This window comes from Sphingobium sp. 3R8 (assembly GCF_020166615.1).
GTDB classification, from domain to species: domain Bacteria; phylum Pseudomonadota; class Alphaproteobacteria; order Sphingomonadales; family Sphingomonadaceae; genus Sphingobium; species Sphingobium bisphenolicum.
The window spans coordinates 41,382-67,949 of the sequence record NZ_JAIQXR010000004.1 but is presented as its reverse complement, the minus strand read 5'-3'; the positions used below and the strand labels follow the sequence as shown (position 1 = coordinate 67,949).

19 protein-coding genes and 1 pseudogene are annotated in these 26,568 nt (G+C 62.0%); 3 read left to right on the top strand and 17 right to left on the bottom strand.

Annotated features, from left to right (window positions below):
* Nucleotides 1-126: 126 nt before the first annotated feature.
* From K9B33_RS05135 to K9B33_RS05105, 7 genes are read right to left on the bottom strand one after another with little or no spacing between them, the layout of a single operon-like run.
* Nucleotides 127-333, bottom strand: coding sequence for a hypothetical protein (locus K9B33_RS05135; protein ID WP_224547175.1), 207 nt, complete (start codon nt 331-333; stop codon nt 127-129).
* Nucleotides 323-1,498 carry a glycosyltransferase gene (locus tag K9B33_RS05130; RefSeq protein WP_224547174.1) on the bottom strand — a complete coding sequence of 392 codons (1,176 nt, stop codon included), beginning with the start codon at nt 1,496-1,498 and terminating at the stop codon, nt 323-325. Before K9B33_RS05130 ends, K9B33_RS05135 begins: the two co-directional genes overlap by 11 nt.
* A 4-nt stretch (nt 1,499-1,502) precedes the next feature.
* Nucleotides 1,503-2,012, bottom strand: coding sequence for a DUF2141 domain-containing protein (locus tag K9B33_RS05125; protein WP_224547173.1), 510 nt, complete (start codon nt 2,010-2,012; stop codon nt 1,503-1,505).
* Nucleotides 2,009-2,968, bottom strand: a complete 960-nt coding sequence (locus K9B33_RS05120) for a hypothetical protein (protein ID WP_224547172.1) — start codon at nt 2,966-2,968, stop codon at nt 2,009-2,011. Before K9B33_RS05120 ends, K9B33_RS05125 begins: the two co-directional genes overlap by 4 nt.
* A 55-nt stretch (nt 2,969-3,023) precedes the next feature.
* Nucleotides 3,024-4,175: a glycosyltransferase gene (locus K9B33_RS05115; RefSeq protein ID WP_224547170.1), complete on the bottom strand. Its 1,152-nt coding sequence runs from the start codon at nt 4,173-4,175 to the stop codon at nt 3,024-3,026.
* On the bottom strand, nt 4,163-4,927 hold the full coding sequence (locus K9B33_RS05110; RefSeq protein ID WP_224547168.1) for a DUF2334 domain-containing protein: 765 nt from the start codon (nt 4,925-4,927) through the stop codon (nt 4,163-4,165). The genes K9B33_RS05115 and K9B33_RS05110 overlap by 13 nt, the downstream gene beginning before the upstream one ends.
* Nucleotides 4,924-5,709, bottom strand: a complete 786-nt coding sequence (locus tag K9B33_RS05105) for a hypothetical protein (protein WP_224547167.1) — start codon at nt 5,707-5,709, stop codon at nt 4,924-4,926. The genes K9B33_RS05110 and K9B33_RS05105 overlap by 4 nt, the downstream gene beginning before the upstream one ends.
* Nucleotides 5,710-5,853: 144 nt before the next feature.
* On the opposite strand from K9B33_RS05105, the gene K9B33_RS05100 reads away from it, so the two are divergent.
* On the top strand, nt 5,854-6,906 hold the full coding sequence (locus K9B33_RS05100; protein ID WP_224547164.1) for an endonuclease/exonuclease/phosphatase family protein: 1,053 nt from the start codon (nt 5,854-5,856) through the stop codon (nt 6,904-6,906).
* On the opposite strand, the gene K9B33_RS05095 is transcribed toward K9B33_RS05100, so the two are convergent.
* The 6 genes and pseudogenes from K9B33_RS05095 to K9B33_RS05070 all read right to left on the bottom strand — a co-directional run bounded on the left by K9B33_RS05095 (nt 6,878) and on the right by K9B33_RS05070 (nt 16,148).
* Nucleotides 6,878-9,193: a TonB-dependent receptor gene (locus K9B33_RS05095; RefSeq protein WP_224547162.1), complete on the bottom strand. Its 2,316-nt coding sequence runs from the start codon at nt 9,191-9,193 to the stop codon at nt 6,878-6,880. The two genes, K9B33_RS05100 and K9B33_RS05095, sit on opposite strands and share 29 nt — an antisense overlap.
* On the bottom strand, nt 9,177-10,130 hold the full coding sequence (locus tag K9B33_RS05090; protein ID WP_224547161.1) for a FecR family protein: 954 nt from the start codon (nt 10,128-10,130) through the stop codon (nt 9,177-9,179). Before K9B33_RS05090 ends, K9B33_RS05095 begins: the two co-directional genes overlap by 17 nt.
* Nucleotides 10,131-10,187: 57 nt before the next feature.
* Nucleotides 10,188-10,715 (bottom strand): RNA polymerase sigma factor, encoded by a 528-nt coding sequence (locus K9B33_RS05085; protein ID WP_224547159.1) that lies wholly within the window; start codon nt 10,713-10,715, stop codon nt 10,188-10,190.
* A gap of 1,219 nt (nt 10,716-11,934) precedes the next feature.
* Entirely contained in the window at nt 11,935-13,806 is a 1,872-nt protein-coding gene (locus tag K9B33_RS05080) for a hypothetical protein (RefSeq protein WP_224547157.1), read from the bottom strand.
* A gap of 1,064 nt (nt 13,807-14,870) precedes the next feature.
* Nucleotides 14,871-15,079, bottom strand: a pseudogene (locus tag K9B33_RS05075) (IS5/IS1182 family transposase); the annotation flags it as partial.
* 163 nt (nt 15,080-15,242) lie between these two features.
* The gene (locus K9B33_RS05070) at nt 15,243-16,148 is read right to left on the bottom strand and encodes a LysR family transcriptional regulator (protein WP_224547155.1); all 906 of its coding nucleotides are present in this window, start codon (nt 16,146-16,148) and stop codon (nt 15,243-15,245) included.
* A gap of 117 nt (nt 16,149-16,265) precedes the next feature.
* Between K9B33_RS05070 and K9B33_RS05065 the strand changes: the two genes are divergently transcribed.
* Complete coding sequence (locus tag K9B33_RS05065) at nt 16,266-17,714, top strand: aldehyde dehydrogenase family protein (protein ID WP_224547153.1); 1,449 nt, start codon at nt 16,266-16,268, stop codon at nt 17,712-17,714.
* Between the two features lie 201 nt (nt 17,715-17,915).
* Nucleotides 17,916-18,923 carry an amidohydrolase family protein gene (locus K9B33_RS05060; protein WP_224547152.1) on the top strand — a complete coding sequence of 336 codons (1,008 nt, stop codon included), beginning with the start codon at nt 17,916-17,918 and terminating at the stop codon, nt 18,921-18,923.
* Nucleotides 18,924-19,417: 494 nt separating this feature from the next.
* On the opposite strand, the gene K9B33_RS05055 is transcribed toward K9B33_RS05060, so the two are convergent.
* The 4 genes from K9B33_RS05055 to K9B33_RS05040 form a co-directional block, all read right to left on the bottom strand.
* Nucleotides 19,418-21,973, bottom strand: coding sequence for a TonB-dependent receptor (locus K9B33_RS05055; protein ID WP_224547151.1), 2,556 nt, complete (start codon nt 21,971-21,973; stop codon nt 19,418-19,420).
* A gap of 78 nt (nt 21,974-22,051) precedes the next feature.
* Entirely contained in the window at nt 22,052-23,497 is a 1,446-nt protein-coding gene (locus tag K9B33_RS05050) for an aldehyde dehydrogenase family protein (protein WP_224547150.1), read from the bottom strand.
* Between the two features lie 76 nt (nt 23,498-23,573).
* A complete protein-coding gene (locus K9B33_RS05045) occupies nt 23,574-24,893 on the bottom strand; it encodes a cytochrome P450 (protein ID WP_224547149.1) in 1,320 nt (439 codons plus the stop codon).
* The gene (locus K9B33_RS05040) at nt 24,886-26,493 is read right to left on the bottom strand and encodes a GMC family oxidoreductase (RefSeq protein WP_224547148.1); all 1,608 of its coding nucleotides are present in this window, start codon (nt 26,491-26,493) and stop codon (nt 24,886-24,888) included. The genes K9B33_RS05045 and K9B33_RS05040 overlap by 8 nt, the downstream gene beginning before the upstream one ends.
* Nucleotides 26,494-26,568 lie beyond the last annotated feature (75 nt).

Sequence of the window (26,568 nt, the reverse complement as noted above, 5' to 3'; positions counted from 1 at the left end):
AGCCTGAATCGACCGAGGGAGGGACGCGACACGAAACCGCCGTTCTGCAAGAGGAATGCCGCGACGATAAAGCCGATGGAGGCGATTGCCCAAGAAATTTCCTGGATGGCGGCGGTCAAGGACGCTTCATGAACGCCGATCGCTCAGCGCCCACCAGATGATCCGCACCATCAGCGGCCAGCAACGGCAACTGCATTGACGGGTATAGCCTGCGCTGTTGTCGCGGCGGCGGCCCGCCTCCGCTATGCGCACGCGCCGTTGCATCCGCTTTTGTGCCCAGGTGCCGGGCCGGATATGGGGCGGATCGATCGACAAGGTCGCGTCAGGCGGCATGACGACGCCTCCCGACGAGCCCGGCATAGGTGGCGAACAGACGATCGAAATGACGGTCCATCGTGCCGACCTGTGCGGCTGCATCGCTCGCCCGTCGCCGCCATAGCATCGGATCGGTCACGGCCAGATGATCGATCGCCTGCGCGAGGCTGGCGGGTTGCCCGGCATGATAGCGCAAACCGAGGCCGGGGGCGGCATGATCCGCGGCGCCGCCTTCGTCGGGGACGATGACGGGCAGACCGCTTGCCCGCGCTTCCGCTGCGACCATGCAGAAGGTTTCCGCCTCGCATCCATGGACGAGGGCATCGGCGCTGGCCAGGAGCGTCGCCAGCGTCGCGCGATCGCTCGTCGGCGCCAGCAGGTGGATGTGGGGATTATGCGCCGCGGCCCGCCGCACGCGCGCGCTGTCCCGCCCGTCGCCGATCAGGACCAGTCCCACCGACTGGCGACAGCCCGCCATCGTGACGGCCTGGATCACCTGCGGCCAGCGTTTCTCCGGCGCATGGCGGCCGGCGCCGATCAGCAACAGGCTGTCGGGACCAAGACCGCAGCATTGCAGCAGATGGCGTCTCAGGGCTTCGTTGCGAAGGGTGGGAGAGAATATGCCCGGTTCTACGCCCATGGCTATGGTTCGTGCGCCGACGACGCCACCGTCGCGCAGTCTTGCCGACAGGCTGTCATTGGCGCTGACGATCAGGTCGAATGCGGCGTCGAGCCTGCGCAGGTGCCGCCAATACCAGTCGAAGCCGCGATCGATTGTCGCCCGTCGCGCGACCGGGCCGAACCAGCGATAGGCATAGGCCGACAGGGGATCGGCATGCATGATCAGCGCGCGGGGCGCATCGCCCCGCCAGCGACCGACCATCGCCGCGCTCGACCATGGGGAAGACGCCTCGACCAGATCAGGCTGCAAATCGTCCAGCATGGCGTGGAGCGAGGCTTCGTCATCGAAATAATGATAGCGGCGGTCCAGCGGGAAGCGCCGCGCGGGCAGCAGGACGATCCGTCCGTCGCCACCCGTCGGCAGGACCGCGCTGCGTTCGCCGGGCGCCAGGATGATGACCTCATGCCCGGCCTTTGCGCCAGCCTTCAGCTTGCGTTCGACATAGGTTTTCACCCCGCCGCCCTGCGGTGCGTAGAAGGCGCAGACATCGACTATACGCATGGCATCAACGCTCCAGGGGGCCGAAGGAAAACAGACTGCGGCGATAGTTGAGGGTGATGGCGATCGGCGTCGGCCCGGTGAGCGCGCGGGCGCTTGCGGCGCTGGCCGACGGCTTGCTCATGCCCAGCTTCGGATTGCCGGCAAAACCGATGCCGTCAACCGACAGCGCGAATTTGCGATTGGCGTCCCGGTCGTGCAGCAGGCTGAGCGCATAGACGCCCGGTCCCGGCGCACGGATGCAGAGCTGGATTGGCCCCGACGCCGGGACGGCTGTTTCGACGCGCCGGAATGGCTTGCCAGCGGCCACCAACATATTGTCGTCGGCCAGGAAATCGGCGTCGTTCGCCGGATACAGCTCCAGCTTGAGCCGGCCCTTGCGATCCTTGATGCCATCGACGGTGACAAGGAAGGACGGGCCATGCTCGTCCGCGCGGCACTGGCCTTCCGCCTTGCCCAGATCGGGCGAGGAAGGCAGCGACGTCGCCGCCGCCCAGAGGAGCAACGGCGCGATCATGCCCGGTTCCCGCGCCACAGGCCGCTGGCGCCCAGCGCGATGCCCACCACCAGATGGGCAGCCATGATGAGTGTTGCCATCAGCGCCATGGCCGACACGATCTCGCTGTCGCGCCCGATCAGGAAGGCGGCCATGCCGGCAAAGACGACATCCTTGTTGGGCAATAGCGGCAGGCGGGAAATCAACTGACGCAAGGTGCCCAGCAATATCCAGGTGCCGACATCCACTGACGGCAGCAGGATATGCCACATGCCGGCCGCCAGCAGGGTCGTCGCGACGATGCGCAGCAGATGGACGGCCGACACGAACCAAAGGTCGGCGCGCGGCAGGGCAAAAAGCTTGTGGCGCAGCAACATCGCCGCCAGCGAGGTGGCCAGCACGAACAGGATGGACCCCGTGATTTCCCAGTGGGTGGCGCCGATGGGCAGGGCATCGAACAGGGGGATGGCGATCACCAGCATCGCCAGCGTGACGAGATTGCCGACCAGCGCGGACAGGATCGTCACATCCTTGAGCGCGCCGAAAGGGGCCGCCTTGATGGCGGCGCTGCGCCGCGCCCAGGCATAGAAATAGACCTCGCCCAGATAGCCGAGCAATATCTCGTTACTGACCAGCTTGCGCAGCAATGCGCCGAACCCGCTGATGGGGATGGCCCATAAACGGCGGAAGATCGCCCATTCCGATACCGGCCCGGCGGTGTAATAAGCGACGAAGGCCAGCCAGAAGAGGGGCGATGTGGGCATGAGCGCCCAAAGGCTGGCCCGGTCGAGGTCGCGGAACTGATGGAGGGCGACCGCCAGGATCAGGATCGACACCAACGGCCCCGCCCATAGCGTCCAGTTGCGGCCTGAGCGGATCAGCGGCTGGGGATCGATGACGGTGGCGAGGGGAGCGGCAACCTCTTGATAGAGGGGATGGGATCGAAGGACTGAACCGGCGGATGTCTGGTCCGTCATAAATATCTCGTCATTGTTGCTTCGGACGCTCAGACGGCGCGTGGCGCTGGGCACCTCAGTCGGAGGGGGCGAAATTATTCCGGCAGGCGGGGGCATGTCGTCGGATGGATTGGAAACGGGCGAGATAGGCGTGTGATGCCTGTTCGACGGTGAAACGTTGGGCCTGCGCCAGGCTGGCCGCGCGATCCTGACGCAGGCGGCCTGCATCGCGGATGGCCGCGCTGAATGCGTCCAGATCACCCGTGTCGACGAGATGGGCCAGAGCGCCGTGGCCGGTCAGGGCGGTCATGCTGACGCTGCACCGGGTGGCGATGATCGGCAGCCCGGCGGCCAGGGCTTCCACGACGACGGCGGGCACGCCTTCATAGTCCGACGACAGCAGGAACACGTCGAATTCCGGGAGGCGGCTTGCGGGGTCGGGCACATGTCCCGGCCATGCCACGCGATCCGCGATGCCCAGATCCTTGCACAAAGCCGTGAGCATGGCGCGTTCCGGGCCTTCGCCATATATGGTCAGGCTGTCCAGCGCCGCAGCGCCGCGCGCAAAGCCGCGGAGCATCAGGGCGACATTCTTCTGGGTCGCCAGCCGTCCGACGCCGACGAAGCGCAGCCCCCCTGTCCGGGCCTTGCGCGCCGGCCGGGGGGCATGATGCAGCCGCATCACCTGCGCTTCGTCCAGCGCCGGGTCGGGAATGATCGATATGCGCCGGATTGCGGCCGGAATGGCGGCCTCAATTTCGCCTGCCATCGGCTCTTCCATCCCGATGAAATGATCGATGAAAATACCGTGCAGGCGCAGCCATCGGTGATAGAGCCAGCGTATCGGCGCGACCATGTCCCGGCGCTCCAGATCATTGCTGATCTTCGCCAGGATGGGCGGACAGCGACGCCCCAGCAGCAGCTTCATCGCCAGCGCGACGATCGTATAGCTGTTCCCCGCGCAGAAGAGCGCATCGGGCCGGAGCCGGACGATGGCGCGCGGCAGCATCGCGATCATCCACAGCGTCTCGATCCAGCCGGTCGCAAAGGGTTGCCGCGGCACGTCATAGGCAAGGTGGGTGGCTATTTCCTCGCGCATCGCGCCGTCTGTCCGTCCCATGAAGAGCGGCGCATCGACGCCTTGCGCCCGCCACGCCCGCACGAGCCGCAACGCGACGCGCTCGACGCCGCCCGGTTCGAAACTGTGAAGGAAGGTCAATATGCGCATGGCGTGGGCGGCGCGGTCAGCAGGTCGCCATAGCGTGCCGGCGCATGGCTGCGCCGCACCCGTCGCAGCGCATCGTCGATGCTGCGCATCAGGGACGGAACATGGGCGTCGCCCGGATGCACCGCGATCCGAACCACTGGCGCAAAATGCAGCAGCGGCGGCAACAGGTGCGCGACGGCCAGCGAGGAGGCGATGCGCGCCCGGCTGCGGCTGGCCCAGGTAATCACCGGCCCGCGCGCCAGCGTGGCGCCGCTCTGGGGCGACCAGACCTTCATATGATCCTCCGCCAGCGCGAAGCCGGCCTGCCCCAGCGCCGCAAGCGCCGGCGCACCATAGAGCCATGCAGGCGCGACGAAGCCTGCAACGGGCTTGCCGCTGATATCCTCGATCAGCGCCCGGCCATCGGTCATGCGTTGCAGCGCGGTCCTATGGTCGAGACCCAGAAACTCGCCTTCGCCCGCCGTCATGTGGCGGGCCTTGAACCGTGAGGCTGCTCCGGCGTGGCGGCTGTCGTCGCGATGATACCAGCCATGGGCGAAGAGGCTGACGCCCCGGTCGGACCAGTCGCGCAGGCGCGATGCGAAGGGCGACCCTGCGATCAGGGGATGGGCGCCCCAATGATTGGGCACCACCAGCATGGCCAGATGATCAGGAGCGACGTGGCGCGACACATGATCCACCAGCCGATCGACTTCGGTTTCGAAGCGGGGACCGACATCGTGAAGGGACAGCAGCAGGCGGCGCTTGGTCATAGGTGGAAGCGCAGGCTGGCCATGGCGCGCCGGTCGGTGTGGAGCGCCGTCTGGTCGACAAGGCCAAGATCGGCGGCGGGCCGCTGCATCGCGCCCAGTGAAAGGCGCCAGTCGATTCCCCCCGTCGCAGCGGAGGCGGCGGTTGCGAAAGCGAGTTCCAGGCCATGGCCCGTCAGCGGCGCGCCGCCGATCATTTCCGCCAGACGCGTCAGATCGTCCTGCCGCGCCGAGCGCGCGACCGAGAGATAGTCGAGCGACAGACGGCCTTCGTCGCCAAAGGCCAGGGCCATGCCGACCCGCGCCATCCGGGTCGCCAGCCGACGCGGATTGACGTCGACAATCTGCAACCGCCGGCTCATGCGGGCATAGTCGGCTCCGATAATCAGACCGAGGTCCGAAACGAGCGGGATGGCCGCCGAGAGGCCGATGCCCTTCGTCGACCAGCGATCGCTGTCGAGTCCGCGACTGCCTTGATAGGCGCCATTTGTGGCGCGGGTGGCTGACAGCGATAGCTCCAGCGCACCGACCGACAGACGGGAGACGCGGGACCGGACCTGGGCGAGATCGAAACGATCGGCGAGGCTGAGCATCGTTGCATAGGGGGGCTGCGGGCGCGCTTCAGGCGCCGGCGGGGCAGCCGTGCGCGCCAGTCGGGCGGCGCTTGCGACCAGCAGGTCGGTCATCCGCATCGGCGGTCCGGCTGCCTGCACCATTGCCGTCACCGGATAGCAAGCGGCCGTCGCCAGGAATATCGCTGCAATCTGTCGGTGATTTTGCATCATGCCCGCTTTCCTGTTTTCGCAGAGACGACGCCGCCCGCTGCAACCGCAGTCGGGACGATCCCGGAAAATTCCTGTGCGGGTGGACTGTGGTCGCCGCATCGCGATGCCGTCCAACGGCGGACAAGCGGGAGACGGATCTTGCGAATGAAGAGACACATTGCCCTGGCGATGATCCTCGCCACCTCGATCGGTGCGGCCGCTCCCGATCTGCCGGTCAGCTATCGCGGCCCGCGCCCCTCGCCTGGGTTCGATGGGCGATTGTCGGTCATGACCTATAATATTCATGGTCTGCCCTGGCCGGTGGCATGGGGGCGTTCCAGCGCGTTTGCGCAGATGACCCGGCAGCTTGGGGCATTGCGGGCGCAGGGGCTGCAACCGCATGTCGTACTGCTCCAGGAAGCCTTTACGCAGCAGGCGCAGGCCATCGGCCATGCTGCGGGCTATCCCTATGTCGTCGAAGGGCCATCGGCTGACATGGGCAGTACGGAACCCGCCGATGCGACGGACGCGCGCTATATGGCGGCCGGCTCCTGGGCGCGCGGGGAGGGGCTGGGCAAATATGTCGGCAGCGGGCTTCAACTGCTGTCCGACTTTCCCATCGTCGGCGTGCGCAGAATGGCCTTTCCGGCTTTCGCCTGTGCAGGCTATGATTGCCTCGCCAACAAGGGCGCATTGATGGTGAGCCTTCGCTTGCCGGGCCGGGCCGATCGCGTCGATATCGTTACGACGCACCTCAACAGCAGACATGCGTCGGGGGTAGCCGACGACCGGTCGCTGCAGGCTTATCGCCTGCAGGTGCGCTATCTTTCCGACTTCATCCGCAAGGCGCACGATCCGGCCCGTCCCCTGATCGTGGCGGGCGACTTCAATGTCGGGAGCGTGGCGCCCCGGCGCGCAGCCTTGCTATCGCATGTGCGCACCGACTGGAGCCAGAATGGCGACATTGACGACGCATTCGGGGATGCGGTTAGGCGTCATATGCCTCTGTCGGACGACGCTCGCTATGCCCATTGGCGGGCGCGGGACTGGCAATTCTACACGCCGGGCCATTCGACGGATATCGAACTGGAGCGGCTGGACGTTCCGTTCGGCCATGCTCCTGATGGCAGCATGTTGTCCGATCATGTCGGCTATACCGCGACGTTCGACCTGAATCCGCGCCGGGCCATTACCAGGATCGCGCAACCGAGAGCATGAGCGTGCGGGGGCGCAGCGGCGTATATTGGGGCGCGGCGCGGATGGAGAAGGGGTTTCCGAATGCAAAGCTGTCGCCGCGCACGTCCATCAGATTGTCCATGCGAACACCCAGCGTCCATGCATCGCGCGACAATTCGGCATTGGCTGACGCCACGGAGTAATGACCCATGTTCCGGTCCAGGTCCTCATCGAAGGACAGTCGCGCCTTGCCGATATAGTTGACCTGGACCGCCGCCTGTCCGCGCCATTCGTTCGGCAGGATGAAGCGCTTCGCCAAAGTGATGCGTCCGGCCAATGCGGGCGCGACCGGCAGGCGACGATCGTCCAGTTCCCCGCCGTCCGACGCCCGCGTTAGCCGTGCCGACTGGGCGTTTCCGCCAGCCGACAGGGTAAAGCCCTTGCCGATGCTCCATTCGGTCGTGATCTCTCCGCCGATGATCGCGCCGCGTCCGGCATTGCGTGTCGACACCAGGCCGCTGGCCAGCAGATAGTCGGACTGAATTTCGTCCCACCTTGTATGATAGAGGCTGGCGGACAGCGAAAAGCGCCCGTCGTGCGAAGACCTGCGCATCCCAAGGTCGATGGTGCTCAGTTCGTCGGCGTCGAACTGACGCGACGCAGCCATATCGGCCGGGGCCAGTCCGCCTGGCCGCATCGCCCGCGCATAGCGCAGATAGACGAGGCCGCGCCCGCCCAGGTCCAGCGAAAGCGCCGCGCTGGGTGACAGGATGGTCTTGCTGATCCGCACCGGGGTGACCATCGGGTCGTCGCCCGTTCCATCCTGTGCGATGCTGTGGAACAGGCGCGCGCCCAATGTCAGCTTCAGTCGATCCGCGATCCGCAGCGTGCCTTCGCCGAAAGCCGCATATTCGATCACCCGACGATCATAGGTCTCGACCGTCTGCACGGCGCCGGCGTCGTTCATGACCTGCGCGGTGCCCCGGGTCGTCGCCTGAAGATAGGACAGGCCCACCAGCCAATGATCCGGGCCGCCCGATGCGAGCCGGAGTTCCTGGTTGAAAACGGCATAATGTCGCTGATCCTCGAACCGGACCGGGCCGGTGAAACCGAAGGCGTCGGCCGCTTCGCTGGCATCCAGGACATAGTCGAAGCCATGATCGACATAGCTGGTGGCCGATGTCAGCGTCAGCGCGCCGATCGCGCCCGTGACGGTGCCGTGCCACAGCTTGAAATCATTGTCGGTGGGCTCCGCAAAGCTGTTCCCCCGGCGCAGCGTGTCGTCGGACGCAGTCACATATTGGCTGTCGCGGGAATTGATATCCTGCAAGGCGAATCCCGCGTCCACCGTCCAGTTATCGGTCGGACGCCAGCGAATGCCGAGGCGCAGCCCCACCGTTTCAGCCGAATTGCTACCGCGCTTCGCGTTGCTGTTGCTGATCCACCCGCCATTGGCGAAACGATAGCCCACGGCGCGGACCGCCAGCCGGTCATCCACCAGCGGCAGGTTGAGAACCGCTTCGGCGCCTGTCCCCGGCCGGCCATGCTGCACCGCTTCGGCTGACAGTCGGGCCGATCCGGATACGCCTTCGAAGTCAGGCTTGCGGGTCACGATATGATAGATGCCCCCCAGCGCGCCCGAGCCGTAGAGTGGCCCTTGCGGTCCCTTCAACAACTCGATCCGGTCCACGTCGATGAGGCGCAGGTCGGGGTCTGGCGCGTTGAAGGTTACGCGCGCGTCGTCCACCTGGACCGCGACGGTCGGCTGGCTGAGACCGTTGAACGGGCTGTCGGCGACGCCGCGGATGAACTGGCGATTGCGCCCCGGACCCATATTGGTCATCGCCAGTCCCTCCAGATCGAGGCTGATGTCCCGGCTCGACGGCGTGCGCGACCGGGCGAGCGGCGCGAAGGAAAGGACCGAAACGGACAGCGGTACGTCGCGCAGCATCTGCGGCCGTTTCTGGGCGGTGACGATGATGGTGCCCGGCGGCGGCGCGACCGGCGGCGGTGGGGGCGAAGGCGCGGGGCGGGGCGTGCGGGCCTTGGGCGCGCGTTCGATGCGATAGAGCGTCGCGCTGATCTGCACGGCGCGCAGGCCGGTTCCGGCCAGCAGTTCTTGCAGGATCAGGCCGGGGGCCATGTTGCCGGCCACCCGTCGCGTCATCACATGCGGCATATCCCCCGGCAGTCCGACCGAGATCCCGGTAGCGGCTGAAAATCGATCGAGCGCGTTGCTGAGCGACCCGGCCGGTATGTCGACCGATCGGGCCGGTTCGCGCGCCTGCGCCGTCGAAGTCAGTAAGGCAGGTTCAGCGCACAGCGCCAAGGCGCACAGCATCCCCCGCCGATTGCGCTTCGATCCCCATGACGCCGACCAGATCGCCGACCAGTTTCGATCCGTCGCCGATGACCAGACTGCCCGAAAAATGTTTCTTCTCCACGGACGGATCGACGATGATCGCCTTGCCGGAATAGCGGCTTATGTCCGCCGCGACGAGGGCCAATGGCGCATCCGTATAGGATAGGCGACCACTGCGCCAACTGCCGATCTGCGCGACATCGACCGGCGCGAGCGTGAGCGCGCCGCTGCCTCCGACAAGCTGATGCCCGGCGTCAAGGCGCACCGGCTTGGCGATGCCCGGCGTCTCGACCGACACCACGCCCTCGGCGACGCCGACACGGAACGCCCCGCCTGCCAGATTGACGGAGAAGCGCGTGCCGATGTCGCTGATCCGATAGGTGCCTGCCGATACCGTCAGCGTGCGGCCGGGGTCGTGGCGTACGTCGAAATAGGCTTCGCCGCGCGCCAGCTCGATCGCGTCGGCCGCCTTGCCCGTTACGACGATCCGGCTGGATGGGGCGAGTATGACGCTGGTTCCGTTCGCCAGAGCCAGGCTGCGATTCGCCGTTCCGCTATTTTCGTAGACGACGGGATCTGCCTTGGATCGAAGGATCGGGCCGGCAACCAGAATCGCCAGACTGGCGGCGATGGCGCCGCCCCATAGCAACCGGGGGCGCCATCGGTTGGGAAGGGGAGCGGCCGGAACGCGCAGGTCGGGCGCCAGCAAAGGCCTGATCTGCTTCCTGTTGTCCGCGATGGCGGCATCCAGCAGGGCAACGGAATCGAACGCGTCGCGGTGGCGCGGGTCGGCTTCCAGCCATGCCAGATAGGCGTCCCAGTCGGCATCGTCCTGCTCAAGCGCAGCCTGCCAGGCAATCGCCTGGTCCAGAATCCGTTCATCCATTTCCGGTCGCGCCGTCATGGCGTGTGTCTCTCTTCCCTTTTGGTCCTTCTGTGACGATAGCGTGACAGCATAACCTCAGTCCTGCAGCGCGCGGCGCAGATATTTCATCGCCACGGCCATATGTTTCTCGACGCCGCTCTTGCTGATGCCAAGCCGTGTGGCGACGTCCGCGTGACTCAGCCCCTCGATCTTGTGCAATTCGAATGCCTTGCGCGCGCCGTCGGGAAGGTTGCCAATGGCCGACACCAACGTCGCGACTTCCTCACGCGCTAAAATCGCCTCTTCAGCGTTCTGGCTTCGATCGGATGGTTCGACACCCGCAACGGCAAAGTCGGTCGCCTGATCGCTCCAGCGCCGCTCCCGCTCCATGCGCCGCTGCTTTTCCCGCAGCCTGTCAACGACGAGATTTTGCGCCATGCGGTAAAGATAGGCGCGACCATTCTCGATCGGCCCGGCCTGAAGGTTTCGCGCCTTCAGCCAAAGTTCCTGAAGCACATCGTCCGCATCGGCCGCATCGCCGGTGCGTGCGATCAGAAAGCGCCGAAGGTCGGCCCGGTGAATGCCATACAGGGTTTCCAGGCCGCTGTGATCGTCCAGGCTCATGCGATATGGTTTGCCGACAAGCCGGCTTGACGGGAAGCGGTTTTTTGCGGCCGCATATCGTTGCCCGACAACTCCGGGGCGTCCATAATAATTCGCATCGCCAGCAATTCGATTTTCGTTGGGCCGCGTATGAATGGACCAGTTGTGCGTCGATTGCTAGTGATCCGACTCCGAAGTGCATGGCGCTGTTGAAAGAGGCGCGGTCAAGCCGCCGCCATATGGACTATTCAAATCCACGACATGGAGACTGGTCGATTGTAGTCGGCAATGACGGTCGGCGTGCAGGTGATGGTGGAAGAGGGCCATCGGACAGGTGCGGCGCGACGCCTGAACGAATCTCGGTGCGGTTTCTGCATTTTTAGCGGCGTTGCCGGTTCGGGCCATATGCCCATGGGATGACACTGCCCATGGGTTGCACAGGGAGCAGATGGCTGCCTGACAATGTCGCCAACAATTGAATTTTAATTTTGAAAATCAATTGTTTGGCGATGGCCGAGCCGGAATCCAATTCACAATAGCTATGTGTTTATTTTCAGATATCTAATGAAAATGGGATGACCGATAAGGCCCCCAGAAAAGCCCCAGTTCGTTCTTGCTGGAATCGGGAATCGCATTGGATTCCCAATTACTTACAACAAGGCCAAGCATAAGGGAACGGGACAATGAGCGCCGTTGTGTGGGCGGATCAAACAGGGTGGCCGTCCCCTTCCACGGCGGGCTTGCTCACCGTCTGACTATCCAGCCGCTGTCTTTTCGTTGGGCTTCCCAAATGGCCGATTGCGGAATGTTTGGTTCGGAGCGCTTACGCGAAGATAGCTGCCGTCCGGTGGCTGCGACAAACACATGGCGGGCGACGGGAATGGCCCCTTTGTCAGGCCTCCCCACTTCCCATGCGACATCACGGTAAAATTAACCGGTTCTTCGTGGCGTCCGGCTCAATGCCAGCAAGCGTATGGATGGCGGGCAGCGGAAGCGGCATGAAGCGGAAACCCGCGAACGCGTCGCGCGATCGCGGTATGGTTTCGCTGGCCTGCGGATTACTCGGCATAGCGGGGTTCGACTGATCGGCCCTTCATCACATGGATGCCCCAAGCTTTATGTCGGCGAGAGCGTAAGGTCCACGGCCCCGCGCGCCGCCTTCGTCTGGAAGTAGCTCTGCCGAAGCTGCTCACGCTCCGCGATGGCCAGGCACCAAGCCGGGTGTCGGTCCGGCGCAGCGTCAAAGCCGTTTCTCGAGGCGGAGCAGCACGGCCCCGGGACGGGCTCCCAATGCCACCATTTCCTCGGCGCTGGAAATCGCGCTGTTTCCCAGCCCCAGGCGCGGGCGCTTTAGATAAAGGCCGGACAGCGACAGTGACAGCTTGGTGTTCTGCGCGAGATTCGATCGTGGGAACAATGCCGCCAAGCCCGTGAAGATCTCAGCCGTCATCATCAGCGAGGCCGGCCGGCGGTCCGTCTGCTTGCCAATCTCGCTCGGACTGCTGGCGCGGCCAGCCCACGACACGTTCAAGTCGACTCCCGAGCTCGCCTTCGCCGCACTGCCGCTGAAGACGACGCTGGTGCCGCTCTCGTCGGCTGGTCCGAGGCCGGCTGAGGGACCGGCGATCGTGATGCCGCGCGCCAACGCAATCCGGCTTTCCAATCGCCGCTTGAACGTTAACGCGACAGTGTAGATCGTTACCGCGGACGCCTCGCCTATTGCACCACTGGCGAGCAGCGACAGCTCAAGATCGCGATAATTCGAATAGCGAACGGTGGCGGGGCGTGCGTCGAGCACCAGCAGGCGCCCAACGGCGTCGCGCACAAAACGCTCTGGATAGGCTTGCTCCAGCAGGGAAGAGGACGCCGAAATAGCGACGCGGCCATTGTCTTCGCGAAACTCCGTGACCTGCGCGCTGACATTGACTGGCAGCTTCTGGGACGGGCGCCAGGACAGCCGCGCCGCCATCCGCAGTGTCTGCGTCTTTTCCCTGAGTAAGGAATTACCGCCGTTAATGAGGGTGACAGTCGCAAGCTCGTCGCGGCGATCGTCGAAGACGGTCGTGGCAGGCTGGATCGTAATGGCTCCCTTGCGCTGGCTGCGAGGCGCGCCATGCCGCTCCATCGCCAGCGACAGATTGGCTAGCACGCCACGCACAGGGCTCCAGCTCGTATCGCTTGTACCGCTCCAGAGGATTTGAGACTCAGCGGCGCCTTCTATGGTAAGAGAGGCAGTCTGGCTCAATGCGCCGGTTCCGCTCTCGTCGCCCTGCCGCAGCGGCAGGTTCAGGCCGAGCCGGCCGGACCAGCGGTGGTCGTCGTGCGCTGCTGATCCGGCGACATTCGCGGACGAGCTACTGTCGAACCGGCCTAGGCCGGCATTCAACGCCACGGATGCGGTAGTGCCGTCGCCTAGTAGGCGGCCGAGGGGACCTACGCCCAAGAAAGCGACGCTGAAAGAAGAGGTGCTGGCGTTGTTCCAGGCCGCGCCCGTGCCGACTCCGACCTGCCGGGCAGTTGAAATGGTGCGGTCGAACCCTGTCGTCAGTGACAGACGCCATCGCCCCACGTGATTGGCGGCGGTCGCACCAAGGTGCAGGCGACGTTCGACGCTGACCTGGTGCGCGCGGCGGTTTGACTGGCCGCGCACCGGTTCGACTTCGCGCTTGATATCGAAAGTTGCGCCGAAGGTAGTGAAGGCCAAGCCGTAGATATCCGTCGCAGCGGTCATTTGGACGCTGGCGGTCTCGATTTTCGGCGCAAGGATTGTCCAATCGCTGATCCCGTTGATCACTTCGTGGGGACCATAGACGATCGCGGAGCCGCCGACCGCCACAGCCACGTTGACGCGGCGATCGCCGGCCAGCCGGAAGGTCCCGAGACCGGCTCCGTGCGAACGCCCGCCGCCGGACATCGCCGTGCCCGACGATCCGCTGCCGGTGTTGGTCCGATACCGTTCCTTCAAGACGAAATTCATCACCGGTCGATTTGGCGACTCGCCGTATCGAACTGCAACGCTCGCCGCGAGAACCTCAATGCGCGCGATCGCCTCCGCCGGAATTGCGCCAATCTCGGCTTCGTCAGCGATCCGCCGGCCATTTAGCAGCAGCAAGGGGCCGGCGTTCGCCGCAACGCCAGCGGCGGCAGCCGCGCCCGGCCCTAGCCGACGCACCAGATCGCTGACTGAGCCGATCCCATAACTTCCGATCTCGGCTGCACTCCACTGCGCCAACGGAACAGGGGCACCGATTGCGGTCCCTCGCGAGGGCGCGACGACTACAATCTCGTCACTGTGGGTGGGGGAATCACATGGCACCACGGCTTCCAGGAATTGCCCTTCGCTAAGTCTGGATAGTTAGCCACTGACGAGAACGGTATGGATCGCTCAACGCCATCGCTGAAATGGAGCATGCGAAATGACCATCTAGATACTGCAACATCCCTCGCTCCTTTCTGCGACGCTCTAGAAATTGTCAAAAGGGTAAAGTTTCGCTTGCTCAAGTTCAAGAAAAATTCCCAGATAATGTGATCGATATTATTTCATATGTAATAAAATATATAATCTCCCCTTAAATTGTAATCAGTTTAACGATATAACTCTTATCGTGCTTCACCAAAATCCGAAGAAAGCACACGGAAAATTGCTTATTGACTCGCAAAAGTCATATATTATATTCTGAAGTTCACTAGTTTTTTGTAGATAAAGTCTGTCTTAGGAGCTTTTATGAACCGCAATAAAATAACCGCCAAATCGTTGATTTTTATTTCTGCTTTCTGCGCAACCTTTACCGCGACGGCAGCTTTCGCAAATCAATCGGGCACAGTTCAGATAGGGGGGTATTTGGCTTACCCGGATATTCGATTGACTCAGCTTCGCCAGGATGCGGAGAGCAGGTGCATTTCATATGGTGGCTTGAAGACATTCCAAGTTACGCATCATGACGTTAACTATTCATCTGCTAATTACACTTGTAATAGGTAGATGTAATCATGAGGTTTTTGCGCTGGCTTATATTTCGTTGTAAACCGGATACCACTCCGGCCTGATTTTCCAATGCATCTTATTATCATGGATGGTGCAGCTTTTCTGTCATTCAGACGAAGTCATAGTCGATTCTGTGCTGAAAGGTAGGAAAGTTGCACCCGTATGCCCGGCGTGGGCCAGCAGCGCTGCGTGCCGGGATGGTCGCTGACTTGGCCCGCCGTCATGAAGAAGCTCAAGGGGCGGCCGTTCGCATCGGCGACGGCATGCAGCTTGGTGTTCATGCCTCCTCTTGTGCGGCCGATTAGGCGTCCGAGACCCCATTTTTTAACCGCAGTCTCGATGCCGGGCGGTGCACCTTGAGGTAGGTTGCATCGATTGTGGCGGTCTTCGGTTCGGCACTTACCGCCGCCCCATGACTTCAGTGGCCGACAATCAGGCGATAGCCGCCGCGATCATGTGGTTGCCGACACCCATCGTACGGTAGGGCGAACATTAATGCCTGTTCTGCCTTAGCCTGCTATCCTGATCGGACGCTAAGCTGCTGCCTCGGCGAGAGGCCTCACCTAAGGCGCCTTCGGCCCGTTCAGAGGCCGAAGCACATCGATGATCCAGTCGATGAACACCCGAAGGCGGGATGCCAGGTGCCGGTTCTGTGGGTAGAGGATGAACACCGGCAGAGGCGGCGGAGGCGTAGTGGTGATGACCGGAACGAAAGCACCGGCTGCGATCTCATGGTCGACCCAACTGTGTGGGATCTGGATAAGACCCAAACCGGCGAGACCAGCGGCCGTATAGGTTTCGGCCCCCCGGGCCTTGATCTGAAAGGGCAGGAGGATCTCGCGGGAATGATAGTCTTCTCCGAATTTCAGCGGATAGGGTTTGCCGGTCGCTGACGCAGTGTAACCAACCATGAGATGGCCCTCGAGATCATCAGGCGTTCGCGGCTCGCCGTGGCGCGCGATATAGGCGGGGGTCGCCAGGGTCACCTGGTTCAAGCTTGCGACCTTTCGTCCGACAAGGCCGGAATCGGGAAGGTCGCCCACGCGAAGGACGCAATCCACGCCCTCGGGGATGAGGTCCACAATTCTGTCTCCCTCGCTGAGATTCAGGGCGATGTCCGGGTATCGCGCAACAAAGTCCGGGAGGGCAGGCATGATGAACCGGTGAGCGAGCGTGCTTTGGAGATCGATCCGCAGCGGCCCTCGTGGTTCGGTTGCGCGAAAGATGGTTTCGGTCTCGTCCAAATCCGCCAGCAGCCGAACGCACCGCTCCTGGTAGAGGACACCGTCAAGCGTGGCCCGGACGCTGCGGGTGGTCCGATCCAGCAACCGCACCCCCAGATCGCGTTCAAGATGCTGGATCGCGGTCGTCGCGGTCGCCCGGGGCAGGCCGAGATCCACCGCCGCTCCAGTAAAGCTGCCCCGCTCCACGATGCGAACGAAGAGACGCATGACTGCAATACGATCCATGCCTAATGATAGCCGATTGTTTGTCCCTACGGAATAGTGATGTCCAAACTCTCCGACTAGTCGGGAAATACAAAAAGGATACCGTCTCATATCCTGTTTTATCTCACCGGAGGCTTCATGTCCGAGCACGTATACACCCAGACAATCAACGGCGTTGCTGCGCCGATCACCGGCACTTTCGACGTGATCAATCCAGCGACCGGCGCCGTATTCGCGCAGGCGCCAGAGTGCACGCCCGAGCAGGTCGAGGAGGTCATGACCGCCGCGCACGAGGCCTTCAAGACCTGGCGCAGTGCCAAGGATGCGCGTCGCGTCGCGCTGCACGCTGCAGCCGACATCATCGAAGCGAACACCGAGCGGCTTGTCGAAATCCTGGTGAAGGAGCAAGGCAAGCCCAAGGCTGACGCCGGGATCGAGATCTTTGCCGCAACGATGGTGTTCCGCTACTACGCCGATCTCGAGATCGCCCCGGACGTGATCCAGGACGACGAGGTTGCTTACTCCGCCGTCATCCGTCAGCCCATCGGCCCCGCCGTCGCCATCACCGCCTGGAACATCCCGATCATCCTGGCCACCTGCAAGATCGCGCCACTGTTGGCTGCCGGCAATACCGTAATCCTCAAGCCCTCGCCCTACACCCCGCTGACCACCTTGCTCCTGGGCGAGTTGCTGCGTGGAGTCTTTCCTCCCGGTGTGCTCAACGTCGTCAGCGGTGGCATGAGCTTCGGCCCCGAGCTGACCCAGCACCCGCTCACCCGCAAGATCACGATGACGGGCTCGACGGCCACCGGCAAGAAGGTGGCAGCGGCCGCCGCAGCCGGCGTCAAGCGCGTCACGCTGGAGCTCGGCGGCAACGACGCGGCGATCGTGCTCGGGGATGCCGATCCGAAGGTCATCGCGCAGCGCATCTTCTGGGGCAGTTTCCGCAATTCCGGTCAGCTCTGCATCGCTGCCAAGCGCATTTACGTCCACGAAAGCATCGTCGACGAAGTCACCGACGAACTCGTTGCGATCGCCGGCACCGTCACGCTCGGTGACGGCATGGACGACGACACCCAGCTCGGCCCCTTGCAGAATCTGGCCCAGTTCGAGAAGGTCAGCGACATCGTCGAAGACGCGCTGGCCAAGGGCGCGAAGGCCGTCGCCGGCGGCTATAAGCTGGATCGCGAGGGCTATTTCTACGCACCGACGATCCTGGCCAACGCACGCCACGGTATGCGGGTCGTGGACGAGGAGCAGTTCGGACCGGTCATGCCGATCATCGCGTTCTCCGATGTCGAGGAGGTGCTGAAACTCGCCAACGACACAGAGTTTGGTCTTGGTGGTTCGGTCTGGACGAAGGACTCCGCCCGTGGAGCCGAGCTCGCGCGGCGCCTCGAGGCCGGCATGGTATGGGTCAATACGCACAGCGACAACGTGTTCCCGACCCAGCCGTTCGGCGGCGTCAAGCAGAGCGGAATCGGCCTGGAGATGGGCCCGTGGGGCTACATCGCCTCGACCGATGCCCAGACGATCTACGAATCCCGCCAGACCGACACGATGTCGAAGCAGATTCACGTCGCTTAAGGCTCGCCGGTTCGCCTCGCCGAGGCAGCCAACCGTCTAGAACGCGACCGCGAGTTAGCGACCTGCCGATTACCCCGGAGGAAATCGTGTAGCGGGCAAAGCTGCCGGGAAAACCATTCGGATACGATCGTCCAGGGCACCGCGCTCCCGCTGCGGCCCTGGACGATCATTTGAATCCACACCACCTGGAGAATCAAGATCATGCGTATAGTTGCTTTGGAAGAACATGTGTTGCTCCCCGAACTGGCCGACAGAATTCCTGCATCGGAGGTAGCCGCATCCGGATGGGTGCCGGCGGGGTGGGCGCCAACCGGTGATGGCGAGGAGCTAAGTGCGCTGGACCGGGCGTTGAGCGATACGCAGGGGGAACGCATCGACTCGATGAACGAAACCGGGATCACGTTGCAAGTGCTCTCCGTCGTCGGCCCGGGTGCTGAGATGCTGGCTGGTGAGGAAGGCGTGCGCTTTGCGCGCGAGTATAACGATCGACTAGCGCAGGCGGTCGAACGGCATCCGGATCGTTTTGCGGCGTTCGCCCACCTTCCCATGAAGGAACCCGAAGCAGCCGCCGACGAACTAGAACGGTGCGTGAAACAGCTCGGCTTCCGCGGTGCCTCGATCAATGGGACCACCGATGGGCTGTTCCTAGACGACCCGCGCTTTGCGCCGATCCTGTCGCGTGCCGCGACGCTGGGCTGCCCCCTGTACATCCATCCCGGCCCTGCGCCACGTGCCGTTCGGGATGCCTATTTTCAGGGGCTGCCGGACTTTACCTCTTTCATCCTGTCAAACGCAGGATTCGGCTGGCACGCCGAAACAGGCCTTCATATCCTGCGCCTCGTCCTGTCCGGTGCGCTCGATCGAAATCCAAGTCTGAAGCTGATCATCGGCCATATGGGCGAGATGCTGCCAATGATGTTGAAACGTGTCGATGCCATGTTCGGGACAGGTGCGGCGTTGGGACTGGACCGGGACGTCTCGCAAACGATCCTGGATCAGGTCTGGATCACGACCAGCGGGTTCTTCGACACATCCGCATTTCTTGCCGCTCTGACCGCTTTCGGTGCGGATCGCATCCTGTTCTCGGTCGATTATCCCTACAGCCCCAATGACGAAGCGACGGCGTTCCTCAACAACCTGCCGGTCTCTCCTGCAGATCGGGCGCGCATCGCTCACGGCAACGCCGACGCGCTCCTCGGCTTATCATAGCCTGAACGCAACGCACTATTGATGGGCTGCCGGCGAGCCTCTCAGACAGTGGTGGTCCCGGAACGCCCGCCGTAGGGCGGACAAGTGTTAGCAACAGTCTAATTACGGTACGCTAACTCCCGTATCAAAGTCAGTCCGTATGACCCTGAATGAGACTCGGAAATCGAAATGTCATTCAGGGCATACGCGCATTAGGCATCGACTGATCCAGCGATGGTGGATCCGATGCAGGCCCAACGACCACATTCCGAGATCATGGTCGACCGACACTTTGCTTGACTCGCACAGGCGAACTGCTTCGAGCGCTGGTGAACAGCTATTGTCCAACGCAAGTTGTCCACCGCAAGTCAAAGCAAGCTAGTCGGCTTGACCGACAAATAGGCAGTCCGTCCGAAAACTCCGTAGCGGATTCCCGAATGGTTGCGGGTCCGCTACGATTAGGCTTGGGCTATATCTAAGGACATTCGCGCGACCAGATGATGCGTAGCCCTTTTTTAGAACTGAACCGCCAAACTCGCGCCATAGGTGGCAGGCCTTGCCGCATAGCGGTAGCTTGTGTCGCTGCCATATATGGTAGTGGACCAATAATAGGTATTGGTCACATTGCGGCCGAATAGCGAAATTTTCCACCTATCATCGTTAGTACCGATGCCTGCTCGTAGGTCTAGAGTGGTGAACCCCTTGATAAAGAAGGCATCGGCAGGCAGTGCGGTCGTCGAAAAGGTGGCGTTGGTCCCGCTCTGATGGTTGAGCGTTCCTCCAAGAGATGCTTTCAGACGGTCGCTGACATCCCATTCATATTGGGCATCGGCGACAGCCATGAACTCGGGCGTATAGGGAAGACGCGACCCGTCGAACGTGCCGGAAAAGCCATTGGAATTATAAAAGCCGGTCCCGCCTCCTTCGACGGTGGATTTGAGGTAAGTTGCGCCCAATGACAAGTTAAGACCGCGGAAGGGCCGCGCCACGATCTCGCCCTCGAACCCCCACACTGTCGATTTAGGAACGTTGATAAGCTTCTCCAGCAAGCCAAAGATGGGATCGATGGCTTTGGCGCGGACTTGCTTGTCTTTATAGTCGTAATAAAATGCCGCTCCGTTTAACTGGACGTGACGGCCGAAAAGGGCAGTCTTGAATCCGGCCTCATATGCCTGGACGCGCTCCTGGACGGCGGGCGTCTCCTGGCTCACCGATGTTCCGGCGATCGGGGAGAATATCCCGGATTTAAAGCCGCGGCTGACATTGGCGTACAACAATGGTCCTGAATCGATCTTATAGTTGACGCCGAATCGGTACGAGACATTTTCCTCGTTGAGCCGTTGCTGGTCGGGCGTGATGCTCGCAGAAAGATCAGGGGCGAGTGTCAGCTGGTAGCATTGCCCAAGTCCTACCGGCCGGACGGGTGTCGACTTGAGACCAAGCTGGGAAAATGCCGACTGCAATATGGTGAAAGTCGTCGACAGATTCTGATTCACACTGTTGTCTGCTGCGCAATAAGCAGCGCGGCGGCGCGTGTTTGTGTAGCGGACGCCGCCTTGGACGGTCAGGCCTGGCGATACCTCCAGATCGACGTTGGCGAATGCGGCATAAGTCTTTGCCTTCTGTTTGAGGTTTGCGTCAAATTCGCTAAATGGCAGGCTTGGTATGGCTTCATTCAAAGATAGCAAGGGGATTGTCGGTGACGAATTTTCATCATGGTCCACATGGTCATAATTGCCGCCCACGATCCAATTGAGTTTGTTCAGAGAGCCTACGAGGCGCAGTTCCTGCGAAAAAGTCTCGACCGTTCCATATTGATGATAATCAAGCGCCGAAACAGGCGTCGCGTCCAGGTCCTGGAACAGATCGCTTTTGAGTTTGGCGTAGGATGAGATGGAAACGAGTTTGACATCGTCGCTCAGGTCCAGATTGGCGCGCAGCGACACTTGGTGGAAATCGCGCGCGAGGCGCTCGGGATACGCGCTTTGCGGCGTCCAGTCGGCAGCGCGTGCGTTGTTTGCTGCGATGGGCGCGCCCAGGAAGGCGCGCGTTCCAGCGGCGACAGCGGCCCCTGCCGACCCTGCCAGACGCGCGAAAACCAGATGCTGTCGACTGGCAAAGCCAGGGTCATAGCCTGCGCTCGCGGGATTGGTGAGTTGGGCGTAGCGAACCGGATCGACGATGCCGAACGGGTTGGCTGGCGTTGCGGAAGGTATGACATTGAGCAGGTTGCTAAGCAGTTGAGGTGCCTGTGGTTCGGAACGGTTGCGGAAGCCGTTGATATTGAGATTGAACGTAATGCTGTCAGTGGCATCCCAGTCCACCAGAAGGCGGCCAAACCATTGATTAGACTCGCCCAAAGTATCGTTTCGCGTCGTACTGCGCTGCCAGTCGCCGCTCTGCACGGTCCGCAAGGCGACGCGTGCGCGAAGTCGATCGGTAATCGGCCCGGATATGAATGCCGTACCCTCAAAGCGATTGAAGCGCTCGTAGGAAATGGAGCCGCCCGCAGCGAACGCTGAGGTCGGCTTGGCTGCGATATAGTTGATCGCGCCGCCCGTGGCATTCTGGCCGAATAGGGTTCCTTGAGGCCCCTTGAGGACCTCCACTCGCTCCACGTCCAACGCGGCGCCGTCGGTCATCGCTGGAAAGGACAGCGGGACTTCATCGACATAGATGGACACGGCGGGCGACGATGCCAAACCATTGTCATACAGTCCGATGCCTCGAATGGTGTAGACCGGGGTGCCATAGGGCGATGGCTGATAGGTCAGGCCCGGTACGATTTTGACCAGATCCTGTACATCCCGGACCTGGCGCAGGGAAAGATCCTGCGCGGTCGCTGCGGTGATCGACATGCCGACGGAGTTGATAGATTCGCTGCGCTTCTGGGCCGTTACCACGATGTCCATCAGCGCACCGTCGTCCGCTGACGCGGACGTTTGCGGCACTGTCGTCGTCTCGGCACTGCTTTCGGCACGCATCGGAAGGACCTGGGCTTGCGCGAAAACTGGACAGGACCAGGCGACAACTGCCGTGCCACTGGCCAACAGGATCTTCAAAGTTTGCATCTTAAACCTCCCCTTTTTCTTATGATGTCCATGTTGGTTTTGCTTCAGTAATGGCTAAGAATGCGCACCGCTGATTGGCTAGGTGGAACTTCCATTCACGCCTCTTCCCGCCGTCTTCGCGATGGAGATCACTTTAGGATTTGTGTATTCCAAGAGTCCGTGAAGTCCGTTTTCGGACCCTATTCCGGATTGTTTGTGACCGCCGAATGGCGCGCTCGGGCTGACCGTCTGAACCTCGTTGACCCAGACAGTTCCGGCCTCCAGTCGCTCGGCGATCAGTGCTGCCTGTTCGGATGGCCCCCAAACCGAGGCGCCAAGTCCATAGTCGGTGTCGTTTGCCAGCGCGATGGCGGTGTCGACATCGTCAAAGCGCAACAGCGGCAAGACCGGTCCGAATTGCTCCTCCTGAACAATGCGAGCATTGCTCGGCGGATTGTCGATGATGGTGAGCGGTATGAACCATCCTCGTTCGGGAACGGCTTGGTCAAGGCCAGTGAGGAAGCGGTGTCCCTGCTCGCGGCTGTCGGCGATCAGGTCCTGGACGCGGTCGAACTGGGCCCGGTTCTGGATGGGACCGAAGCGTGTGCCCTGCTCTGCGCCATCACCGATCTTGGCGGTGTCCGCCAATGCGACCATCGCATCTGCAAAGGCATCATAGATCGCGTCGTGAACGTATAGACGCTTGGTCGCAATGCAGATCTGGCCTGAATTGCCAAATGCAGCCTGGAACAGTTTTTCCGCCACCTCCGCCACGTTTACGCCCGGCAGGACGATGGCGGCATCGTTGCCACCTAGTTCCAGCGTCACACGTTTCAAAGTTGCCGCAGCGCTTTCCATTACCTTGCGCCCCGTGGCCGTCGAGCCGGTGAAGCTGATCTTGTCGAGTCCGGGATGACTGGTCATCCAGGGGCCGAGACGGTCACCGCCTGAGAGGACGTTCAGCACACCGGGCGGCAGCATCTCGCGCAGAAGTTCCGCAATGCGCAGCGTGGTAAGGGGCGTGAAGGGGGAAGGTTTGAGCACGACGGTGTTACCGGCGACCAGCGCTGGAGCCACCTTCCAGAACGCCAACCCGATCGGCACGTTCCAGGGAGCTATGGCTCCGACGACTCCCAGCGGTACGTGGCGCGTCACGCTCAGCCGCTCTGCCGAATCCTCGTTAACCTCGACCGGTGGGGTCAACATAGACGACAGCTGGCAGAAATAGGATCCCGTCATGATATCGACCTGCGCATCATCCAGCGGCTTGCCCTGTTCCGCAGTGAGCAACCTTTTCAATTCGTCGATATTGGCGGCGAAAACGCCGGCGAGGGCCGCCACTTTGGCCTGCCGTTCCGTCAAGTCTAGGTCACGCCAGGCGGGAAACGCGGCGCGCGCCGATGCCACGGCCAAGTTGAGTTGCGCGACCGTGGCATCGGGTGCGAGCCCGACGATCTCTTCCGTCGCGGGATTGATCACTTCGAAAGTGCTTGCGCCTCTAACGCAATGACCGCCGATCAGATGGCTGAATTCAGGGATGGTCATGTCGATCTCCAGAAAAGTATCGGCCCGCTTCGGGCAAGTTGGTCATCATCGTAACTGTCGTGCCAGAATGACTGGATCACTTCAGGGTGAATGTGACGGGCAAGCAGCGAATGCCGCTAATGAACCATGATTTCGTTTTCGACGCCTCGCCGTCCAGCGAGACCGATGCGATGCGCGCGATCAATTCCTCGAACAGAATCTTCATCTCCAGCTTGGCGAGATGCTGACCGATGCACAGGTGCGCGCCATAGCCGAATGAGAGATGGGGGTTGGGACTACGCTCAATGTCGAACCGCTCGGGCGCGTCGAATACCGTCTCGTCTCTGTTGCCCGACGCATAACAAAGCATGAGCCATTCGTTCGCCTTCAACTGCTCGCCAGCGAATTCGGTGTCCACGGCTGCCGAGCGCATGAAGTGCTTGATAGGCGTGGCCCAGCGGATCGCCTCGTCAACAAGGCAAGGGATCAGCGAGGGGTTCGCCTGCACCTTAGCGAACTGGTCCGGGTTCAGAGCCAGTTGTTCCATGGCCGTCGCCGTCGATATGGACGTGGTGTCGTGGCCAGCCGTCGCCACTGCGATATAGTAGCCGGTCTCCGCACTTTTGCCGATCGGCTCGCCTCTGATTTGCCCATGCGCGATGACCGTCGCCAGATCGTCCCGCGGATTCGCCCGTCGGTCTGCGCTCAGGGCCGCGAAATAGTCGCTGAAGCCCGCGACTGTCTTATGGAGGTTAGCGGCATAGGCCTCCGCATCCAGCGCATGGAAAGCGCCCGTTACCTCAGGGTCCTGCCCCCCGAAAAGGTCCTGCGTGAGCCTGTGCATGATCGGCTCATCGTGCGCCGGGACGCCGAAGATGCTCATGATGACGTGTAGCGGATAAGCGAAGGCAACATCCTTGGCGAAATCGCAGCGTCCGTCCATTGCCGCCATCCTGTCAATCGCATCGCGCGCAATGACACGGATGCGATCCTCCAGCTTGCGCAGGTTCGACGGCATGAACCAGTTCTGCGTCAGGAGCCGGTGTGGCATGTGTCTGGGCGAGTCCATGAAAACGATGGAATCGACCAGATGAGGACTGCCGTCGTTGATCGAGAGAATGAAATCCGCGCCAGCCTTGTCGATCAGCGGATTGAATCGGGCGCCAGCATGGAACTGGTCGTTCCGGCGGCTGATTTCCCGAATGTCAGCGTAGCGCGTCACCACCCGGAAAGGATCAAAGCCTTCTCGTTCGATCACCGCCAAAGGCGCATTTTCCCGCAACCATGCATAAGCCTGTAATACCCGGTCATTGGCATAGGCGGTCGGGTCGAGCAGCAGGTCCACGATCTGCTCGGGAACAGCTATGTTCCGGCACTTTGCTATGATCGCCATCTCGTGCCCTTCGCCGTCAGTCATGGTGAACCGGGTCGATACCGGCGATGAATGCCGCCGCCCGTTCGGCGATCATCATGGTAGGCGCATTGGTGTTGCCGCTGGTGATGGTCGGCATGATTGACGCATCAACAACGCGCAGGCCCTCGACGCCATGCACGCGGAGGCGATCATCAACGACCGCCAGCGGGCCCTGGCCCATGCTGCACGTTCCGACGGGATGGTAGACGCTGACGGCCGTGCGCTTGATAAAAGCATTCAGGGCCGTATCGTCGCGAACATCCTTGCCGGGCTCCAACTCCGGCCCACGGAAACCATCGAGAGCCGGCTGGGCAATCAGCGCGCGCGCCATATGAATGGCGTCGCGCGTGACCCGCAGGTCATCGGGATCAGAAAAATAATTTGGGTCGATACGCGGCGCAGCGGCAGGATCGGCGGACGCGATCGTCACCCGACCCCTGCTGTTGGGCCGCAAGCCATTCGCATAGGCGGAAAACCCCTCGCGCTGGATGATTTCACGGCCATGGTCGGTGTAGAGCAGCATCGGGAAATGATACTGGACATCGGGATAATCGATGCCGGGACGGCTCTTGAGGAAGGCGAGCACTTCCATGCCATTGGACGTCGCTGGGCCGGTTCCCGAAAGCAGATATTGCGACAAAGCCATCAGCGCCTTTAGCGGCTGCGTATATGCAAGCGCGGAGTATGGCTGGGTTATCTCCTGCTTCACCATCACGCCGACATGATCCTGCAAATTCTCGCCGACCCCCGGAAGATCGTGGACCATCGGCACGCCATGGTCGCGCAGCAGCGCGGCCGGACCGATCCCGGACAATTGGAGAAGTTGAGGCGAGTTTATGGCGCCGCCTGCCAGGATTACCTCTCCAGATGTTTCCAACTGAACCGTGCGACCCTTATGCCGATACTCCACGCCATATGCGCGCCCGCCCCGGAGCAATATTCTAGTCGTCATCGCGTTCGTGACGATCCGTAAGTTGCGACGACCTCGCGCGGCGGCGAGATAGGTGGACGCACTGCTCTGACGACGGCCCCGCGACACGTTCGCATTCGCCCGGGCGAACCCTTCCTGTTGCGCACCGTTATAGTCGGGGGTTGCCGGGAAGCCGGCTTCGGCCGCCGCCGCCATCAAAGCCTGTCCGATGGGAGACATGTCATCTGGCTTGGCGGCGATGGAAACGCCGATGGGTCCATCGCCGCCCCGATAGTCGTCCTCGCCACCTTCGAAACACTCGATTGCCCGGAAGAATGGCAGGCAGTCGGAGTAGGACCAGCCGCGATTACCAAGCCTGGCCCAGTGATCGAAATCACCGGGATTTCCCCTCACATAAACAAGCCCGTTCAGCGCACCTGATCCACCAAGAACGCGGCCCCGCGGGAAATACATGGCGCGCCCGCCCAGTCCGGCCTGAGGCACGGAATGAAAGCCCCAGTTCCCATTGCCCGACTTCATGAGCTGAAGATATCCCGCCGGCATCCGATAGAGCAGCCCGTCACCGCTGCCGCCGGCCTCCACAAGAGTGACGCGCGCGGTAACATCTTCGCTCAGCCGACTTGCCAAAATGCAGCCTGCGGTGCCGCCACCTATGATGATATAGTCTTTCAAGCCTCGCCCACATAATTACACGAACTTTAAGTTCGCGCCAAAAATCATTATCTTCAGCATTGGTATGGCATGATT

Bases quoted from the DNA above. Each gene is read 5' to 3' on its own strand.
- K9B33_RS05060 (WP_224547152.1), top strand. From the start codon at position 17,916: ATGCGTATAGTTGCTTTGGAAGAACATGTGTTGCTCCCCGAACTGGCC.
- K9B33_RS05050 (WP_224547150.1), bottom strand. From the start codon at position 23,497: ATGACCATCCCTGAATTCAGCCATCTGATCGGCGGTCATTGCGTTAGA.
- K9B33_RS05110 (WP_224547168.1), bottom strand. From the start codon at position 4,927: ATGACCAAGCGCCGCCTGCTGCTGTCCCTTCACGATGTCGGTCCCCGC.
- K9B33_RS05105 (WP_224547167.1), bottom strand. From the start codon at position 5,709: ATGATGCAAAATCACCGACAGATTGCAGCGATATTCCTGGCGACGGCC.
- K9B33_RS05130 (WP_224547174.1), bottom strand. From the start codon at position 1,498: ATGCGTATAGTCGATGTCTGCGCCTTCTACGCACCGCAGGGCGGCGGG.
- K9B33_RS05070 (WP_224547155.1), bottom strand. From the start codon at position 16,148: ATGGATCGTATTGCAGTCATGCGTCTCTTCGTTCGCATCGTGGAGCGG.
- K9B33_RS05090 (WP_224547161.1), bottom strand. From the start codon at position 10,130: ATGACGGCGCGACCGGAAATGGATGAACGGATTCTGGACCAGGCGATT.
- K9B33_RS05065 (WP_224547153.1), top strand. From the start codon at position 16,266: ATGTCCGAGCACGTATACACCCAGACAATCAACGGCGTTGCTGCGCCG.
- K9B33_RS05085 (WP_224547159.1), bottom strand. From the start codon at position 10,715: ATGAGCCTGGACGATCACAGCGGCCTGGAAACCCTGTATGGCATTCAC.
- K9B33_RS05125 (WP_224547173.1), bottom strand. From the start codon at position 2,012: ATGATCGCGCCGTTGCTCCTCTGGGCGGCGGCGACGTCGCTGCCTTCC.
- K9B33_RS05115 (WP_224547170.1), bottom strand. From the start codon at position 4,175: ATGCGCATATTGACCTTCCTTCACAGTTTCGAACCGGGCGGCGTCGAG.
- K9B33_RS05120 (WP_224547172.1), bottom strand. From the start codon at position 2,968: ATGACGGACCAGACATCCGCCGGTTCAGTCCTTCGATCCCATCCCCTC.
- K9B33_RS05135 (WP_224547175.1), bottom strand. From the start codon at position 333: ATGCCGCCTGACGCGACCTTGTCGATCGATCCGCCCCATATCCGGCCC.
- K9B33_RS05100 (WP_224547164.1), top strand. From the start codon at position 5,854: ATGAAGAGACACATTGCCCTGGCGATGATCCTCGCCACCTCGATCGGT.
- K9B33_RS05055 (WP_224547151.1), bottom strand. From the start codon at position 21,973: ATGCAAACTTTGAAGATCCTGTTGGCCAGTGGCACGGCAGTTGTCGCC.
- K9B33_RS05045 (WP_224547149.1), bottom strand. From the start codon at position 24,893: ATGACTGACGGCGAAGGGCACGAGATGGCGATCATAGCAAAGTGCCGG.